Origin of the sequence: Actinomyces sp. HMSC065F11 (assembly GCF_001813085.1) — a bacterium.
GTDB classification, from domain to species: domain Bacteria; phylum Actinomycetota; class Actinomycetes; order Actinomycetales; family Actinomycetaceae; genus Gleimia; species Gleimia europaea.
Genome location: NZ_KV811470.1, coordinates 605,394 through 622,624, shown reverse-complemented (window position 1 = coordinate 622,624; position 17,231 = coordinate 605,394). Strand labels below are relative to the sequence as shown.

The following is a 17,231-nucleotide window of genomic DNA, read 5'->3' as shown; positions in this document are numbered from 1 at the left end:
ACTTCAAAATCGCCGTTAAGCGCCCACATTTATCGCACAAAAGCGGCCGTGAAGATAAATTAAAAGTGACCTTGGCAACAACAATAGGAGTTCCAAATGGACCTTGATTCACGCCCATTAGCACCCCACCCCGACGAGGCTCTGCCAAAACTTCCGACTTTCATGCTCAAGTCCAACGCCGCGAGCGACATGCAGGCTATGCCCGCGGCTCAAACCGCCCCGGGAGGGTCCGTATCACCCCATCTTTCCTGGAGCGGATTTCCTTCCCAAACCCAATCTTTCTTCGTCTATTGTTTTGATCCTGACGCGCCCACTCCCGCGGGATATTGGCATTGGGGAATTGTTGATATTCCCGCTGAAATTACCGAGCTGGATGAGGGTGCGGGCGAATCCGATCTACATCTGGAGGGGCCGGCTTTCCATCTGCTAAACGACGCGGGGCAAGCTAGCTATTACGGAGCCAACCCTCCCAAAGATGACCGCGAACACCGATACGTATTCACCGTATATGCGCTCGATACTCCCTCTCTAGGACTGGACGACGACGCCACTATTACCACGGCGTCGTTTAACGCCCTATTCCACGCGCTTGCAAAAGCATCATTGACTTTGACTTTCAAGCAGTAAGTTTCCCCGGCTTTCCTATCGTGGAGCACGCACCTAAAATGATGGGCGTGCTCCACGTAATATTTTTTGAACCCAGAATCCCGGGAAACTCTGGCGCCGCAATCCGTCTGTCTGCGTGTACCGGATCCATGCTTCACCTAGTTGATCCGCTGTTCGACATGGACGACACGAAGCTTAAGCGCGCTGGACTTGACTATCACGATCTGGCTCACGTTCGCGTGTACGAAACTATTGATGAAGCCTTGGAGCAAGTGCCCGGCTCGATCTACGCTTTCACGGGGCATGCCACCATCCACTACAACGATGTTCAATACCGAGATGGAGACGGACTACTGTTTGGCCCCGAACCAACGGGCCTGCCAGAAGAGATCATGGATCACCCACGCGTGACCCAACGCGTGCGTATTCAAATGACGCCGGGAACCAGATCGTTAAACCTTGCAAACTCGGCTGCTATCGGACTCTATGAAGCTTGGCGCCAGCTCGACTTCCCAGGGGGAATATAACCTCCACACCTCTGCACGTGGATAAATTTTCAGTCCCTATCGGACAAAAGGCCCTCTACTTGCGGTCAAAACTCTCCGCGATCTCCACGATTCTGCGCGGATTCGTGAACCAGATCCACACAAGTCCAATCACGGGCAGAATCAACGGCGCGTAATAATAGCCGGCACCAAAGTTCGCCCACATGTTTCGAATGGCGCCAATGTCAGCAACACCCAGGCCAATGATGCCGATGGATAAAACTCCGGCAAGCTCAACTAGCAAAGCAGACCAACCTATGATGCGCATTCGCCTGCCGTTGTGGGTTATCGCAATAGCTACCAGCACATAGCCGAGCGCAGCAATAAGAGACAGCACGCGCGGGCCGATTGGCTGATTTGAAAAGGTAACGAAATCAACGAAAGACGTGTAGGTAAAGTAGGCCGCGAACACCCAAAATACGGCCATGACAACTCGCCCGCCCCCGTAGGAAGCGCCGCGGTTATCCGTTGCAGGCCGCGGCCCAGTTTCTGCCGCCCGCGCACTATTACGCATCCAAAACACCTCGTCTTTCGGTGCTATTTTAGCGAAAATCAAGTTCTTGCGTCGATTTACCTTGTAGATACGATAGAGGCATGACAAATATCGAATTCATTTTTGACAACGCAGCAGACGTTGAAACTGACCTCCTGGTTGCCTACTACCTTGAAGATGGAGCCAACATTAAGGTTCCCGGCCTTAACGAGGCGGCCAAAGCCGTAGATGCAAAGTCTTCTACCGGAGCAAAGACCGTACTTCCAGGAATTGAAACCAAGGCACGCAAGATCGCCCTTGTAGGCGCTAAAGCCGACGAGCTTCACTCGCGACGCCGCTCCGACTTTTCCAATGGCATAGAGCTTGAAGGTACTGGCATTCACCGCCACCTCGCCGCTATTGGCACCCGTGGCGAAAACGTAAAAAACGTGGTTCTAGCCGGAAAATATGAAAATGAGGATGACGTCATCCAGGCGGGCATCGGCGCGTTGCTAGGCAGCTACACCATTCAAAAGTATGGAGCTGAAAAGGTAAGCGAGCTCGAGCAACTCACAATCCTCGCGCCCAAAGGTCTTGACACCCACGCCGTGGCAAAGCGCATCAAAGTTCTTGCCTCCTCCATGATGATGATCATGAACCTAGTCAACCGCGCCCCTAATGACCTCTACCCCGCAAAGTTCGCTACTTACGCACAAGACGCCGTTGCAGACCTGCCCATCGCGGTTGAGATTTGGGACGAAAATAAGCTTGCCGAAGAAGGCTGCGGCGGCATCCTCGCGGTTGGCCTGGGCTCTGATCGCGGTTCCCGACTGGTCAAACTCAGCTACGCGCCCAAGAACGCAAGCAAGAAGATCTCCTTGATCGGCAAAGGCATCACGTTCGATTCCGGCGGTATTTCCATCAAACCTGCCAAGGGCATGGAAGCCATGAAATCCGACATGACTGGCGCGGCTACAGTACTCGCAACCACCGTTGCTGCCGCGGTTTTGGGTCTGAACATTAAGATCGACACCTACCTCGCCCTCGCAGAAAATATGCCCGGTGGTCGCGCCCAGCGTCCTTCCGATGTCATCACTATGCGCGGCGGAAAGACCGTTGAAGTGATCAACACTGACGCCGAAGGCCGTCTGGTGATGGGCGATGCCCTCGCGCTTGCGGCAGAGACGGACACCGACGCAATCGTTGACGTCGCTACCCTAACCGGAGCGCAGATCGTAGGCCTAGGCGAACGCACCGCCGGCGTCATGGGTAGCGCCCACGTGCGCGAGGCGATCGTATCCAGCGCCGCCAAGGTGGGTGAAGCCATGTGGAGCGCCCCACTTCCGTCTTATCTGCTCGACTCATTGAAGTCGGACGTAGCTGACATTGCGAACTCGGGGACAAGAGCAGGCGGAATGATGGTTGCGGGCATATTCCTGCAGGAGTTCGTAGCCGACAAGCCATGGGCTCACATCGACATTGCTGGCCCGTCCTACAACGACGGCAGCCCGTGGGGCGCCAACAACAAGGGCGCAACTGGAATGAGCATGCTCACTCTCGTCAACTGGGCTGAGTCACTCGCCTAAGGTAACGACCCTAAAATTCCACCTCGCCCAATCTAGATTAACTTCTTTTTAATCGCGATTGGGCGAGGTTTTTACGTGTCTATACCCCGCTCCGTTCTTGTTGCATAAGGCACAAAACAAGGGCCGAAAATTTGATCACAAAAGAGGTAATCGTAGACGATCAGTGCGAGAATGAGCGGTAAGTAATGACTCTAGGTCAAAACTCGCATAAGGGGAGAATCACGTGAGTGAAGAAATGTACGATTTGGTCATCCTCGGCGCCGGCTCCGGCGGCTACGCAGCCGCCTTGCGCGCTAGCCAGCTTGGGCTAAAAGTAGCTCTAATCGAAGGCGACAAGCTTGGCGGCACCTGCCTGCACCGCGGTTGCATTCCGACAAAGGCATACCTGCACGCAGCAGAAGTTGCCGACACAGTTAAGGAATCCGCCTACTTTGGCGTGAATTCTAACTTCGACGGAATCGACATGAACCGCGTCGCAGAATACCGTGACCAGACCATTAACCAGCTCCACAAGGGTCTGCAGGGCCTCATTAAGATGCGCAAGGTCGACTACGTGCAGGGCTGGGGCAGGCTCACGGGAAAGAACACCGTTACCGTAGATGGCAAGGAATACCGCGGCAAGAACATTGTCCTGGCCTCCGGCTCCTACTCCAAGACCATTCCCGGCCTCGAAATCGAAGGTAACGTGATTACTTCCGAGCAGGCCCTGCAGATGACCTGGGTTCCGTCTAAGGCAATCGTGCTTGGCGGCGGCGTCATTGGCGTTGAGTTCGCGTCCGTATGGGCATCCTTCGGCGCTGAAGTAACCATCATTGAGGGCTTGGACCGACTCGTTCCTGCTGAAGATGAGGCCATCTCGAAGAACCTTGAGCGCCAGTTCCGCAAGCGTGGCATTGACTTCAAGACCAAGACCATGTTCGAATCCGTCACTCAAGATGAGTCCGGTGTTCACGTAAAGACGAATGACGGTAACACCTACGACGGCGACATTCTGCTGGTAGCCATCGGGCGCGGCCCGGCCACTGCAAACCTCGGTTACGAGGAGCAGGGTGTCAACATGGAGCGCGGCTTCGTGATCACAGATGAGCGTCTGCGCACCAACGTTGAAGGGATCTACGCGGTTGGTGACATCGTCCCCGGCCTGCAACTGGCACACCGCGGCTTCCTACAGGGCATCTTCGTTGCCGAAGAGATCGCTGGTTTGAACCCCGAACCAATCGTCGAATCAGGTATTCCTCGAGTAACTTTCTGCGAGCCTGAAATTGCCTCCGTTGGCCTAACCGAAAAACAGGCTAAGGAGCAGTACGGCGGCGACAAGATTGCCACGCAAGAGTTCAACCTTGCCGGCAATGGTAAGTCCCAGATCCTGAATACCGCTGGCCTGGTAAAGCTCGTTGCACTCAAAGACGGTCCTATCGTTGGCTTCCACGCCATTGGCGCCCGCATGGGCGAGCAGATTGGCGAAGGCCAGTTGATTGTAAACTGGGAAGCGTACGCTGAGGACGTGGCCAGCATTATCCATGCGCACCCAACTCAGAACGAGTCCATTGGAGAGGCGGCTCTGGCCCTCGCTGGCAAGCCGTTGCACTCAGCCTAAGACCCACTACTTAAGGAGATACGTAAAGTGGCACAAGAGATTAAGATGCCAGCTCTCGGTGAGTCCGTCACCGAAGGCACTGTAACCGAATGGCTTAAGCAGGTGGGTGACACCGTCGAGGTAGACGAGCCCATCGTCGAAGTTTCTACCGACAAGGTTGACTCTGAAGTTCCCTCCCCCTACGCGGGCAAGATCGTCAAGATTTTGGTTGAAGAGGACGAAACTGTTGAAGTTGGCTCCGTCATCGCCCTAATCGGTGACGAGGGTGAAGCAGAGGATCCCGCACAAGAGCCGGCTCCGGCCGAAGAAGCACCGGCTGAAGAGGCCCCGGTAGCTGAGCCGGCACCGGCCGCACCAGCTGCGCAGGAGTCCCCGGCCCCGTCGCCAGATGGCGAACTTATCGAAGTTAAGATGCCGGCCCTTGGCGAATCGGTAACCGAAGGCACCGTTTCTGCGTGGCTAAAGGCAGTTGGCGACAAGGTTGAGGCCGACGAGGCCCTACTGGAAGTTTCTACCGACAAAGTCGATTCTGAGGTTCCCTCCCCCGTCTCTGGTTTCCTCGCTGAAATCAAGGTGGACGAGGACGAGACGGTGGACGTTGATACCGTTGTTGCGGTCATCTCCACCGGCTCGCCTGTCGCGGCAGATGCGGAAAGTAAACCCGAGCCGAAGGCTGAGCCTGCTCCGGCACCGGCCCCAGAACCCAAGCCAGAACCTGCGCCTGCTCCTCCGGCTCCAGCTCCGGCCCCTGCTCCTGCAGCACAGCCTGCACCTGCCGAGGAGAAGAAGCCCGAACCAGCCCAGCCTGCTCGCGCTGACATTTCCGCCTCCGGCAAATACGTCACCCCTATTGTGCGTAAGCTTGCAAAGGACCTCGGTGTTGATCTAGCTGATGTAACCGGTCAAGGCATTGGCGGCCGTATCCGCAAGGAAGATGTCTATGCTGCCAAGGAAGAGGCAGACAAGCGCGCTGGCGCCGCCGCTACGCCAGCACCTGCTACTTCGAAGAGCAAGGTGGTTGAAGACACCACGCTACGCGGCACCACGCAGAAGATGACTCGCATGCGTCAGGTTATTGCCGATCGCATGATGAGCTCGCTACAGGGCTCGGCTCAGCTAACCACCGTCGTAGAGGTTGACGTGACCCGCATCGCGGCACTACGCAAGCGTGCGAAGGCTTCGTTTGAGGCTCGCGAAGGCACCTCGCTGTCGTTCCTCCCGTTCTTTATCAAGGCGACCACGGAAGCACTCAAGATGTACCCGAAGGTCAACGCCGAGATTAAGGGCAAGGAAGTTGAGTACTTCAACTACGAGCATATCGGAATGGCAGTTGACACCGAGCGCGGCCTAATGGTTCCAGTTATCAAGGATGCTGGCGACTTGACGCTCTCGGGCATTGCGCGAGCGATCAACGATCTCGCTGCTCGCTCGCGTGACGGCCAGATCAAGCCGGAAGAGCTTTCTGGCGCAACCTTCACCGTTACGAACACCGGTGCGATCGGCGCGCTGTTTGACACGCCGGTGCTTAACGCGCCGCAGGTTGGCATTCTTGGCGTTGGCCGCATCGTCAAGCGTCCGATGGTCATCAAGGATGCGGACGGCAACGAAACCATTGGAATTCGCTCCATGGTTTACCTTGCCCTCACCTACGATCACCGCCTCATTGATGGCGCTGACGCAGGCCGCTTCCTCACCGCGATCAAGAACCGCCTCGAAGAAGCAGAGTTTGAGGCCGAGCTTGGTCTCTAACCTCAACTAACTATGGGGCAGTCCGATTATCATCGGGCTGCCCCATTTTTATGCCAGGACTAGTTTGTGTTGATTGCGCCAAAGCGCATTTGAGAAGCCTCCCCCTCACCACTTAGAGCTGTTCAGGATCCATTGAGGTAACATCACTTACACGCCAAGGCGGGCCGGTGAACGTGAGCTTCAACCGACTAGCTGGCTGGGCCTCAACCACCTCGCAGATATCTCCCTGACACCGCTCGTGTTCATTTTGGGTAAAGGTTGCCATCACTCCTAACGGCGAGCATTCCACGACCTCCACATCTTTTACCGCAGTTGCTAGATTTCGAATCTCTATTCCCGACTGCTCGATGCTCTCAATCAGCTCAGCATCTTTTTCAAAAACCTTGCTGCCTGTATCGACCACGGTCTCCAGCAATTCTCTATCAGATGTCGCTATCGCCCTATTTCGTTTTGTAGTCAGATCCGAGACAACCGACTGCGCCTCACCAGACGAAGGGCAGCGGACCGCGGAGATCTCCGCTTCCTCAACCGATGTAGCCACGGGCACTGGCGCCACCGGCCGGAGCCACCAAAAACCAAGTGTGGCCATACCAACGATCACAAGCGTTGAGGCAACCGCAATTCTCGCGCGGCCCTTTCTTCGCTCCCGCACATGCCGCCCTCCCGGACGCTCATTTAGAACCGTTTGGGCCATAGAGGTCTCTTGGCGTAGCAGATTTCCCGCATCCAGCATGGACGCATCGGACTCCACGGCAAGCACAGCGCCTCCGTCGTATCCCTTAAGGTCCGGCGATTCCAAAACCTCTTCTATCGAGAGCCGAGTGGCGGGATTTGCATCCAACGCCTTCTCCACAACCGCTCCAGAAAATCCCAGTTCGCGAGCCAGAGCTCCCCACGCCCACACATCGGCTGCCAACGGGTCTGTGCCCTGCTGACCCTCCAGATTCTCCGGCGCAACAAACCCGGGCGTGAAACCGGTACCCAGCAGGTGGTCAACCAGCACAGCCCCTGCACTTCCCACAACCACGTTCGCACTTGAAACATCACCGTGAGCCAATCCCACCTCGTGCAAATCCTTCAGCCCTAAAGCGATGCTGCGCAGCAGTGCGCGCACCCGATTCTGCGTGTTAGCACCAGGCAGTTGCATCCATTGGTTGAGTGGCACGCCCTCGACCAGCGAGGTGACAAGCCCAACTCGCGCCCCGTCGGGGACAACATCAATCAATCGCGCAACAAATGGACTTTCCAAGCGCGAGAGAGTCTCCAGACGGTCAGCAAGAGAGTCCGCCTCATCCCGTGCAACAAAACGGATCAGGCAGGCTTCACCGGTTTTTGTAGTTGCCTGCCATATCGTGCCCGAGGACGACACGGTGAACGGCTGAATAATTTCATAGCCCTTGATGCTCATGAGATAACTCAACCACATTACGCCAATCCCCTCACGCACAGGGGCGCGCCTGTGGATTACTTGCGGTAAGCTTGGAAAGCTCACGCGAAAGCGTGACGCCCATCTGCTTTTTACTCAATGGGGACCCCACTGTTTTAGTGAGTGCCAATTTGGCCGGTTGGATGAGTAAAAACCCGGGTGGGTAAGCAACTTCGAAATCTAGAAAAATGCATTCATCCCCTTTTAGAGCGCTCGGACACTACCGGGTACTCCCCCAGCTAACGGGCTGGAAAACACTCGTAATCGCCTTTGCAGCCAGAGCCCCCTACGCCATGCTTCCCCTGGGTGTCATGACCGCAGTCTCGGCCAGCACCGGATCCGTTGCACAAGGCGGCGCCGCCACGGCATCCACCGCAATCTCCACCGCAATCGCGGGACCTTTGATCGGTAAATGGGCTGACCGTAAAGGTCAGTTTTTGCCGCTACGGATACTCACTCCTATTAATGCGCTGGCGCTTCTACTTCTATTTCTCGCGGTACAAACCGCTACCGCTGGGCTTCCCCTGTTCCTTGCCTGCATGGCAGTAGGATTCACGTCTCTTCCCATCGGATCTTTCACCCGATCCCGCTGGATCCATCAGACCAACACGCCACGAGAACTCGGTGCGGCCTTATCGTATGAATCCATGGCGGATGAGCTCGTATTCGTACTTGGCCCCGCCCTCGTTGGTATTGCAGCCACAGCCGCATTCGAGTCCGCACCGCTATTCCTCGCATTCCTGCTGGTTGCAACCGCAGGAATCGCCTTCGCGCTCCTTGCTCCAAAAACAAAGCCGGCCGTGCAGGCCGCGGACAAACAGGGCCCTGGAGTTGGCAGAGTGATACTTGCCGTCACTCCCGCCATCATTGCCATGACCGGTATTGGAATGCTGTTTGGCACCACCCAAGCTGCAACCACGGTTCGGGCCGAACTGCTGGGACACCAAGGGATCGCTGGCCTCGTATACGCAGCAATGGGAGTCGGCTCTGCCATCATGGCCATCTTGACCGTTGCCATCCCTGAACGTATAAACCTGCCCACTCGCCTGCTTATAGGTGGCCTGGGCATTGCGGCAGCGATGAGTCTGGTGGCACTGGCGGGCGACCTTTTATCGACTGCATTTCTACTAACCCTTGCAGGCCTCTTTATTGGCCCGGCGATGGTTACCGCATTCACCTTGGCGGAATCACTTGCTCCCCGAGGGGGCATAGCGATAGCGATGACGTCGATGCAATCATCAGTAGTAATTGGCGTCTCCATCGGGTCCAGCTTGGGTGGCATTATCGCCCAAAACTTCCATGACAAACCGACATTCTTGGCCTCGGCTGGAGCGGGAATCTTGGTTGCGTTGGTAGGCTTTATCCTGAACATTCGTCAGCTATCCAAAAGAGGGTAAACTGGGGCCATCATGGCTAAAAAAGAAAACGAATCACGCACACCTGTTGCGGAGAGTAAACCGAAAAAGCGCCGGTGGTATCACAACCTCTACGACGCTTACAAGATCACCAAACGCACGTTCCCGTGGGTAAGCTGGCTGATACTCGGAGCAACCATTGGCGTGATTGCCCTATTCGTGGCTTTGGGCATCTGGACGAAGATGAATATTTATATTCTCATCTTCTTGGCCGCCACGCTCGTCGCATTCGTGCCAATGGCCATCCTTGCGGCACTCGTGAAGAAGGCGATGTACCGGCAGGTCTCCGGTACTGTTGGCTCCGTTTATGCGGTGCTCTCACAGATTCGCAGAGGTTGGATAGTTACGCAAGAGCCAATCGCCGCCAACCGAAACCAAGATATCGTTTGGCGTCTGGTTGGACGGCCCGGCGTTGTCCTCATTACCGAGGGGCCAAACGGGCGTGTTCGCGATCTTGTTGAGCGCGAGCGCAAGCTGGCTCAAAGGGTTGTAACCAACGTTCCGGTGCACGTGATTCACGTAGGCGAGGGCGAGAATCAGGTGAAGCTCGAGAAGCTTGAGGCTGAACTGCGTAAGCTCCCCAAATCGCTACACCGTAAGGAAGTTCCAGAGGTTGCTAACCGCATCCAAGCCGTCTCCTCTGTTGCCAAGCAAGGCGGCATGCCTCACGGTGTTGATCCAACGAAGGTAAAAATGTCTCGGCGCGCACTGCGGGGAAAGTAGTCATTTTTCCTATAACTGAATATTTCTTATCTGCCGTCGAGGTTCTCGGCGGCAGTTTTCATTCCCGGTACGTATTACAAGTCACATATCAATAAACATTCACCAGCTTGCATATTCATTCACTAATGGCAATACTTATACATGTTGAAAGTTCCACCTTTAGGAGTTTTGCCGTGAAGACACAAAAGATGCTCAGTATGGTTGCGGTAGCCACACTTGCTACTCTTTCCCTTGCAGCCTGCTCTGACCCAGACCAGCCCAGCGAAGAAGCGACCGCGCCTTCCGATTCGGTTGCCAAGTTCTACGACATCGACTCGATCGAAACGCAGGCTGACATTGCCGCTCTCGTGCCCGAAGAAATCAAGGCTCGTGGCGAGCTCCGCAACGGCGCTTCAACCGACTATGCGCCCGCCGAATTCCGCGACACCGACGGTCAAACTCCTATCGGTTACGATATTGAACTCGTTAAGGCACTAGCCAAAGTAATGGGCCTGAAAGAAGCAACCACTACCCACGCTGAGTTCGCAACCATCATCCCCGCGCTGGGCACCAAGTTTGATATTGGAGCCTCGTCCTTCACCATCACGCCCGAGCGCATGGAGCAGGTCAATATGGTCTCTTTCGTTGAAGTGGGATCCTCCTACGCCGTGAAGACCGGCAATCCGTCCAAATTTGATCCGAACACCCCTTGTGGTAAAACCATCGGTGTTCAAACCGGCACCTACCAGCAAACCTACGTAACCGACCTGTCCGCCGAGTGCGAGGCGAAGGGCGAAGCCGCTATCAAGATCATGCCTCACGACCTCAACACCGATAACGTGACGAAGCTTGTGGGCGGTCAATACGATGCGGTGCTGTCAGACTCAACGGTCACCGGTTGGGCAATCAAATCAACGAACGGCCAGCTTGAGCAGATAGGCGAAGTAATCGAGTCTGAGCCGCAAGGCATTGTCATCAACAAGGACGACGCCGCTCTTACCGAAGCTGTGCAGAAAGCACTGCAATACCTCATGGACAATGGCATTCTTGAGGACATCTTGAACCTCTATGGAGCCGGCGACGCGGCACTTTCTAAGGCCGAGGTAAACCCGGGTAAGTAATCCATGGAGAACGTAAACCTAATCCACCCCCGGCCGGTACCCCGGCCGGGGCGCTGGCTATCCGCAGCAGTAGTAGCCATCCTCGCCGCAATGGCGATCAACTCCCTGGTTACAAACCCTAATTTCCAGTGGCCCGTTGTTGGACAATGGCTCTTTTCTAACACGATCATGACGGGCGTGTTCTACACGCTGATCCTCACCATTATCTCCATGACGGTTGGCACCATTCTGGCGATCACCATGGCAATCATGCGCCAATCACCAAACCCCATCCTGCGTTACGTCGCGTGGTTCTACATCTGGTTCTTCCGTGGCACCCCGATCTACACGCAGCTGATCTTCTGGTCGCTACTTCCCACGCTCTACCCGCGCCTATCACTTGGTATTCCTTTTGGCCCGGAGTTTGTTTCTTTCGAAACCGCAACCGTGTTTACCGCGTTCTGGATGGCGATTGTAGGCCTGTCCCTAAACGAGGGCGCTTACCTGGCAGAAATCATCCGCTCCGGTCTTAATGCTGTGGACAAAGGACAGTGGGAGGCAGCTACCGCGCTCGGCATGAAACGCGGCCAAATTCTGCGCCGCATCATTTTGCCCCAAACCATGCGGGTAATCATTCCGCCGATTGGCAATGAGACGATCTCCATGCTGAAAACCACCTCTTTGGTGGCGGCTATCCCGTTCACGCTCGAACTTACCTGGGCAGCGCGTGACAAGGGCATCCAGCTGTTCGCCCCCGTTCCACTGCTCGTAGCAGCCGCCATCTGGTACCTGTTCATCACCTCCGTCCTCATGATCGGACAGATGTATCTGGAGCGCTACTTCGGTAGGGGCTTCGACGAGCAAGCGGGAAAGAATGCAAAAAGGAAGCCAACCAAGCAAGATCTCATTGGCAGTGCACAAACCACGCAGAACAACCCATTTATGGACGTGACACCATGACAGCAATGATTGAGATCAAAGACGTACACAAGTTTTTTGGCGACCTCCACGTGCTCAAAGGTGTCGACATGACCGTGGACAAAGGCGAAGTGTGTGTGCTTCTCGGCCCCTCCGGGTCCGGTAAATCGACTCTTCTTCGCTGTATCAATGGGCTGGAGAAGATCTCCGCTGGCCGCGTCTACCTCGAAGGCGAACTCATGGGCATGCGCGAGGTTGAGCGCCGCGGCAAAATCGAGCTCCACGAGCTACGCGACAAGCAGGTGACCGCGCAACGCTCACGCATTGGCATGGTTTTCCAACGCTTCAACCTGTTCCCGCACATGACTGCCCTCGAAAACGTCATGGAAGGCCCCGTGCAGGTTCAGCGCGTACCAAAAGATCAGGCAAAAGCTGAAGCTTTGGAGCTCCTTACGCGCGTTGGGCTGGCCGACCGGACGGACCACTACCCTGCCGAGCTCTCCGGAGGACAACAACAACGCGTAGCCATTGCTCGCGCTCTGGCAATGAAACCTGAGCTCATGCTGTTCGATGAGCCCACTTCCGCCCTCGACCCCGAACTTGTGGGCGAAGTTTTGGAAGTTATGAAAGACCTCGCAAAAGATGGCATGACGATGGTGGTTGTCACCCACGAAATTGGCTTCGCCAAAGAGGTGGCGGACCACCTCGTGTTCATGGATGACGGCAAGATCGTTGAAGAAGGCGATGCTCGCACCATCATCGAAAACCCGCAGCACCCCAGGGCGCAAGAGTTCTTTGGCAAAGTCCTCTAAGATCCTCGATCTGATACAACAAAACCCGGTGGCTTTTCTACGCGCCACCGGGTTTTGTTGTTTAGTTAGATCGCAACCCTGATTCCTTTGGAACCACCGGGCCACCGGTCAGCTCATAGGAATCCAACGGTCTATCCGACCAGGTCACTGCCTGCCACGAGGACCTATCTTGCATCCAGTTTTGGTCCGCGCCCTTCCATTCCAACACTGTGGTTGCAGCGTTTTCCATAGGATAGCGGGCCACCAGCTCGCGGTTATAGTCCCCCGACAGCGTTGCAGAGATCACGCGAATAATAGCCCCGTGAGCTACTAAAACCACTGTTGCCTCGGACCCGAACTCCTCACGAGCCGAGCTCAGTGCCTCGGTGATTACCGAACCGAAGCGCGCCCGCGTCTGCCAGCCGTCCTCACCACCGGGCATTTGCCAGTCGAGGTCTCCATCGATCCACGCGAGCACCGCACTCAAATAGGTGCGAATATCTTCGCCCTTTGTAGACATCTCGATGTCGCCAGCAATCACCTCTCTGATACCTTCACGCACCAGCGGGGTCAGACCGTACTTTTTTGCAAGCGGAGCTGCTGTTTGCAAAGTCCGGTTCAGCGGCGAAACGTAAATCACCGACGGTTTTGACCCCACGAGTTGCTCAAAATTATCCGCCAGCTCCTCAGCTTGCGCCGCGCCCACCTCATCGAGATCAGCACCGGGCATCGCGGTATCTAGAGCATGCGAAATATTGGAAGGAGTCTGGCCATGACGGACCAAAACGAGACGCAATTATCCTCCTAGAGATAACCTTCTTCTGAAAACTAGCTTTCTTTACCAGTGAAACCAGTAGAGATTGCGCTTAGCGCTGCAGTCAGCTCGGTGGGCACAACCCACACCTTCGAGCCCTCGCCCTTCGAAAGCTCCGGAAGCATCTCCAAATACTTGTATGCGAGCAACTTCGGATCAGCATCACCACGGTGAATAGCTTCAAACACCTGCTGGATGGCGCGGGCCTCACCCTCAGCTTCAAGCACTCGAGCCTGCGCGAAACCCTCCGCACGAAGGATCTCAGACTGCTTTTCGCCCTCGGCTTTCAAAATCTGCGACTGGCGTACACCCTCCGCAGTCAAAATAGCGGCACGCTTATCACGCTCCGCGCGAAGCTGCTGCTCCATTGCCTGCTGAATCGAGGGTGGCGGATCAATCGCTTTCAGTTCAACGCGATTAACTCGAATACCCCACTTACCGGTGGCCTCATCCAACACACCGCGCAAGCGCGAGTTAATGTCATCGCGGGAAGTTAGCGTCTGTTCGAGGTCCAGAGATCCAATCACGTTACGAAGCGTTGTAACCGTGAGTTGTTCAATGGCGGAAATATAATTCGCAATCTCATACGTTGCGCTACGTGGATCGGTCACCTGGTAGTAGATGACAGAGTCAATCGAAACAACCACGTTATCCGCTGTGATTACCGGCTGCGGCGGAAACGAGGTTACCTGCTCGCGCAAATCAACCTGCGAGGCAACACGATCGATGAACGGAACAATGAGATGCAAACCTGCGTACATTTCCGTGTGGAAACGACCGAGACGCTCAACTACAAGTGCGCGCGACTGCGGGACAACGCGGATTGCCCGCACGACAATCACGACCACCAGCAGTAGCAAAACTATAGCCGCATAAGGCATGGGTGCCTCCTAAAAGATCAGGATTTCAAATCTACAACGGCAGTAGCCCCATCTATCTCAGTGACGATGACGCTCGTACCAACGGGAATCTCCCCAACATTCGTGCGCGCCGACCAGATTTCACCGTCCAGGCGGATCCTGCCATCGTGATGATCAACAGACTCCAGCACTGTAGCGGTTTGTCCCACCAGAGCGCGAACGTTGGTTTGAATATTTGGAGTGTGACGCTCCATGAACGACTTGGCCCACGGCCGCACCAACAGTAGGAGTAGGACGGCCACCACGCTAAACGCGACCAGCTGCCCCACCAAACCAAAACCGGCGTAGGAAATCAAGCCCGCAGCAACAGCTGCAAACGCAAGATTTATAAAAATAAAATCGACGGTTAGAACTTCGACCACGCCAAGACCAAGCGCGATAACAAGCCACCAAGCAAGGGTCATATGCAATCCTTAGCTATCTAGTAATCTGCCCTAGCACTCCACCGACCAGCAGTAGAAGAGACTTTTAGCGGCAATCCGAACGCCGAGGACACAACGTCATCAACAAGGACCTCTTCAATCGGACCAGCCGCAACAATCGAACCTGCGTTCATTAGTGCTGCGTGGGTGAAGCACCGCGGAATCTCTTCAACGTGATGGGTTACCAAGATCATGGCGGGAGCATTCTTATCTTTGCCGATCTCCTCCAACGCCATCATCAGCAATTCACGAGCGCCAAGATCTAAGCCCGCCGTTGGCTCGTCAAGAATAAGAACCTCCGGATCTGCCATCAACGCACGGCAAATCAATACGCGCTGGCGCTCCCCCTCGGAAAGAGTGCTAAAGCGCCTCTCTGCCAGATAGCCCACTCCCATGATGTGAAGCAGATCCGAAGCGCGGCTCAGATCCTGTTCCTCGTACTCTTCTCGACCACGGAAAATCTTGCCGTAAAGCGCGGAAAGCAACAGGTCTATAACTGCGAGCTTGCTACCCACAAGGTTTTCTTCCCCCGAGCTCGCCATCCCCACGATCGTACGAAGATCCTTCAGATCCACGCGGCCAAGCCGGTAGTCAAGCACCTTCGCAGTGTGCTCGGAATCTGGCGAAATGGAAGGGAATACCCGACCAGTAAGTAGATTCACAAGCGTCGTTTTGCCAGCGCCGTTAGGGCCTAAAATAACCCAGTTCTCACCGGCATTAACCGTCCACGTGACATCCTTCAAAATCGGATTGTTATCGCGACGCACTTCGACATTATGCAAATCTACAACGTGTTCCATGTAATAAATCTTACCTTGCAACGGTTCTGCGCGCGGCACGAGATTGCCCGGACCGATACAGCGTTCGGTCCGGGCAAAAGGGCTTAGAAGCTAGCCTTGCAAAATCTTCTTGTACAACTCAACGGTGCGCTCACCGATGGTTGTCCAGGCGAACTGTTCCTCTGCCCGGCGCCTACCGGCCTGCCCCATTTTTGCGGCCAGCTCCGGGTCTTCCAGTAGCTTCGTTAGCCGCTCAGCCAGATCAGCGTGGAATTGCTTCGGATTGAGCGGGGTTCCCGTACCGTCCTGCTTTTGCTCTATTGGCACGAGGTATCCCGTCTCACCATCAACAATCACGTCTGGAATGCCTCCGGTAGCGGTACCCACCACGGGGAGGTTCACAGCCATGGCCTCCAGGTTCACAATGCCAAGCGGCTCATAAATCGAGGGAGTCACAAAAACTGTTGCTGCGTCGAGAATCGCTACGAGTTCAGCACGCGGGAGCATATCCGTAATGAAGAAAACTCGATCGCGCTCCGCCCGTAGTTTATCTACCAGACCGGTGACCTCATTCATGATTTCCGGAGTGTCAGGCGCTCCAGCGCAGAGCACAATCTGTGCATCCTTAGGAATGTCGCGCAGTGCACGAAGCAGGTGCGGAAGACCCTTCTGCCTCGTAATACGGCCCACGAATACCACGGTAGGAATTGACGGATCAATGCCCAGGCGCTCAAGCGTCTGGCGAGCCGCCTCCTTTTCTTCATCCGTCTTCGGTTTTGCCCACTCGTCCAAATCAATACCGTTGTGAATTACGTGCACGCGATCGGGATCAATGTTCGGGTAAGACCTCAAGATATCTGCTCGCATACCGTTCGAAACCGCAATGATGCCATCGGCAGCCTCATACGCGGTCTTTTCTGCCCAGGACGACAGGTTGTATCCACCGCCAAGTTGCTCTGCTTTCCACGGACGGAGCGGCTCAAGCGAGTGCGCTGAGATCACGTGCGGGACTTCGTGCAAGAGTTTGCCGAGGTGACCGCCAAGATTGGCATACCACGTATGCGAATGCACCAGATCAGTACCCTCCACACCGCTGGCCATTTGCAGGTCTACGCCAAACGTTCGAAGCGCGCTGTTCGCGCCCTCTAACTCAGGAAGGTAGCTGTAACCGGTAACGCCATCCTCACCACCAGGCTCGCCGGGAGTGCGCGGGCCGTCAAACGTGTGGACACGCAAATCCACCATCGGCCTTAGCACTCGAGCTAGCTCATTCACGTGCACACCAGCACCACCGTAAATATTTGGCGGATACTCGCGGGTAAGCAAATCAACGCGCATATTAACCATCCCTTAGATTTAACGAAACGAGTGAACAACATTCGCTATCCC

The 17,231-nt window shown here is 55.4% G+C and carries 17 protein-coding genes; 10 read left to right on the top strand and 7 right to left on the bottom strand.

From position 1 onward, the window contains the following. The first annotated feature begins 96 nt into the window (after positions 1-96). Both HMPREF2891_RS05275 and HMPREF2891_RS05270 read left to right on the top strand, forming a co-directional pair. Entirely contained in the window at positions 97-627 is a 531-nt protein-coding gene (locus HMPREF2891_RS05275) for a YbhB/YbcL family Raf kinase inhibitor-like protein (protein ID WP_070664147.1), read from the top strand. A 47-nt stretch (positions 628-674) separates the two neighbouring features. Beyond that, on the top strand, positions 675-1,133 hold the full coding sequence (locus HMPREF2891_RS05270; RefSeq protein WP_070664284.1) for a tRNA (cytidine(34)-2'-O)-methyltransferase: 459 nt from the start codon (positions 675-677) through the stop codon (positions 1,131-1,133). A gap of 55 nt (positions 1,134-1,188) precedes the next feature. On the opposite strand, the gene HMPREF2891_RS05265 is transcribed toward HMPREF2891_RS05270, so the two are convergent. After that, a complete protein-coding gene (locus HMPREF2891_RS05265; RefSeq protein WP_070664283.1) occupies positions 1,189-1,665 on the bottom strand; it encodes a hypothetical protein in 477 nt (158 codons plus the stop codon). 80 nt (positions 1,666-1,745) lie between these two features. On the opposite strand from HMPREF2891_RS05265, the gene HMPREF2891_RS05260 reads away from it, so the two are divergent. The 3 genes from HMPREF2891_RS05260 to sucB all read left to right on the top strand — a co-directional run bounded on the left by HMPREF2891_RS05260 (position 1,746) and on the right by sucB (position 6,555). After that, positions 1,746-3,209: a leucyl aminopeptidase gene (locus HMPREF2891_RS05260; protein ID WP_070664145.1), complete on the top strand. Its 1,464-nt coding sequence runs from the start codon at positions 1,746-1,748 to the stop codon at positions 3,207-3,209. A 223-nt stretch (positions 3,210-3,432) separates the two neighbouring features. Continuing rightward, complete coding sequence (lpdA, locus tag HMPREF2891_RS05255; protein WP_186822294.1) at positions 3,433-4,806, top strand: dihydrolipoyl dehydrogenase; 1,374 nt, start codon at positions 3,433-3,435, stop codon at positions 4,804-4,806. Between the two features lie 27 nt (positions 4,807-4,833). Beyond that, positions 4,834-6,555 carry a 2-oxoglutarate dehydrogenase, E2 component, dihydrolipoamide succinyltransferase gene (gene sucB / locus HMPREF2891_RS05250; RefSeq protein ID WP_070664143.1) on the top strand — a complete coding sequence of 574 codons (1,722 nt, stop codon included), beginning with the start codon at positions 4,834-4,836 and terminating at the stop codon, positions 6,553-6,555. A 112-nt stretch (positions 6,556-6,667) separates the two neighbouring features. Here sucB and HMPREF2891_RS05245 read toward each other — a convergent pair whose 3' ends face one another. Continuing rightward, positions 6,668-7,981: a protein kinase family protein gene (locus HMPREF2891_RS05245; RefSeq protein ID WP_083311259.1), complete on the bottom strand. Its 1,314-nt coding sequence runs from the start codon at positions 7,979-7,981 to the stop codon at positions 6,668-6,670. 188 nt (positions 7,982-8,169) lie between these two features. Between HMPREF2891_RS05245 and HMPREF2891_RS05240 the strand changes: the two genes are divergently transcribed. The 5 genes from HMPREF2891_RS05240 (at position 8,170) to HMPREF2891_RS05220 (ending at position 12,928) form a co-directional block, all read left to right on the top strand. Further along, positions 8,170-9,378, top strand: a complete 1,209-nt coding sequence (locus HMPREF2891_RS05240) for an MFS transporter (RefSeq protein ID WP_070664139.1) — start codon at positions 8,170-8,172, stop codon at positions 9,376-9,378. A gap of 12 nt (positions 9,379-9,390) precedes the next feature. Continuing rightward, positions 9,391-10,119 (top strand): DUF4191 domain-containing protein, encoded by a 729-nt coding sequence (locus tag HMPREF2891_RS05235; protein WP_070664137.1) that lies wholly within the window; start codon positions 9,391-9,393, stop codon positions 10,117-10,119. A gap of 173 nt (positions 10,120-10,292) precedes the next feature. Next, on the top strand, positions 10,293-11,219 hold the full coding sequence (locus tag HMPREF2891_RS05230; RefSeq protein WP_396335708.1) for an ABC transporter substrate-binding protein: 927 nt from the start codon (positions 10,293-10,295) through the stop codon (positions 11,217-11,219). 3 nt (positions 11,220-11,222) lie between these two features. Beyond that, a complete protein-coding gene (locus tag HMPREF2891_RS05225; protein ID WP_070664133.1) occupies positions 11,223-12,158 on the top strand; it encodes an amino acid ABC transporter permease in 936 nt (311 codons plus the stop codon). After that, on the top strand, positions 12,155-12,928 hold the full coding sequence (locus HMPREF2891_RS05220; RefSeq protein WP_070664131.1) for an amino acid ABC transporter ATP-binding protein: 774 nt from the start codon (positions 12,155-12,157) through the stop codon (positions 12,926-12,928). The genes HMPREF2891_RS05225 and HMPREF2891_RS05220 overlap by 4 nt, the downstream gene beginning before the upstream one ends. Before the next feature lie 61 nt (positions 12,929-12,989). On the opposite strand, the gene HMPREF2891_RS05215 is transcribed toward HMPREF2891_RS05220, so the two are convergent. From HMPREF2891_RS05215 to glgA, 5 genes are all read right to left on the bottom strand, one after another. Beyond that, positions 12,990-13,703, bottom strand: coding sequence for a histidine phosphatase family protein (locus HMPREF2891_RS05215; protein WP_070664129.1), 714 nt, complete (start codon positions 13,701-13,703; stop codon positions 12,990-12,992). Positions 13,704-13,735: 32 nt separating this feature from the next. After that, the gene (locus HMPREF2891_RS05210; protein ID WP_034507961.1) at positions 13,736-14,602 is read right to left on the bottom strand and encodes an SPFH domain-containing protein; all 867 of its coding nucleotides are present in this window, start codon (positions 14,600-14,602) and stop codon (positions 13,736-13,738) included. 17 nt (positions 14,603-14,619) lie between these two features. Then, positions 14,620-15,045 (bottom strand): NfeD family protein, encoded by a 426-nt coding sequence (locus HMPREF2891_RS05205; RefSeq protein ID WP_070664127.1) that lies wholly within the window; start codon positions 15,043-15,045, stop codon positions 14,620-14,622. A gap of 17 nt (positions 15,046-15,062) precedes the next feature. Then, on the bottom strand, positions 15,063-15,863 hold the full coding sequence (locus HMPREF2891_RS05200; RefSeq protein WP_070664279.1) for an ABC transporter ATP-binding protein: 801 nt from the start codon (positions 15,861-15,863) through the stop codon (positions 15,063-15,065). A 90-nt stretch (positions 15,864-15,953) separates the two neighbouring features. Next, the gene (glgA, locus tag HMPREF2891_RS05195) at positions 15,954-17,180 is read right to left on the bottom strand and encodes a glycogen synthase (protein ID WP_070664277.1); all 1,227 of its coding nucleotides are present in this window, start codon (positions 17,178-17,180) and stop codon (positions 15,954-15,956) included. Positions 17,181-17,231: the final 51 nt, after the last annotated feature.

What these genes read in the sequence shown, in the direction of transcription:
- HMPREF2891_RS05265 (WP_070664283.1), bottom strand. Translation starts at nt 1,665, where the DNA reads ATGCGTAATAGTGCGCGGGCGGCAGAAACTGGGCCGCGGCCTGCAACG.
- HMPREF2891_RS05245 (WP_083311259.1), bottom strand. Translation starts at nt 7,981, where the DNA reads ATGTGGTTGAGTTATCTCATGAGCATCAAGGGCTATGAAATTATTCAG.
- HMPREF2891_RS05210 (WP_034507961.1), bottom strand. Translation starts at nt 14,602, where the DNA reads ATGCCTTATGCGGCTATAGTTTTGCTACTGCTGGTGGTCGTGATTGTC.
- HMPREF2891_RS05235 (WP_070664137.1), top strand. Translation starts at nt 9,391, where the DNA reads ATGGCTAAAAAAGAAAACGAATCACGCACACCTGTTGCGGAGAGTAAA.
- HMPREF2891_RS05220 (WP_070664131.1), top strand. Translation starts at nt 12,155, where the DNA reads ATGACAGCAATGATTGAGATCAAAGACGTACACAAGTTTTTTGGCGAC.
- HMPREF2891_RS05275 (WP_070664147.1), top strand. Translation starts at nt 97, where the DNA reads ATGGACCTTGATTCACGCCCATTAGCACCCCACCCCGACGAGGCTCTG.
- HMPREF2891_RS05225 (WP_070664133.1), top strand. Translation starts at nt 11,223, where the DNA reads ATGGAGAACGTAAACCTAATCCACCCCCGGCCGGTACCCCGGCCGGGG.
- HMPREF2891_RS05260 (WP_070664145.1), top strand. Translation starts at nt 1,746, where the DNA reads ATGACAAATATCGAATTCATTTTTGACAACGCAGCAGACGTTGAAACT.
- HMPREF2891_RS05205 (WP_070664127.1), bottom strand. Translation starts at nt 15,045, where the DNA reads ATGACCCTTGCTTGGTGGCTTGTTATCGCGCTTGGTCTTGGCGTGGTC.
- glgA (WP_070664277.1), bottom strand. Translation starts at nt 17,180, where the DNA reads ATGCGCGTTGATTTGCTTACCCGCGAGTATCCGCCAAATATTTACGGT.
- HMPREF2891_RS05200 (WP_070664279.1), bottom strand. Translation starts at nt 15,863, where the DNA reads ATGGAACACGTTGTAGATTTGCATAATGTCGAAGTGCGTCGCGATAAC.
- HMPREF2891_RS05240 (WP_070664139.1), top strand. Translation starts at nt 8,170, where the DNA reads ATGCATTCATCCCCTTTTAGAGCGCTCGGACACTACCGGGTACTCCCC.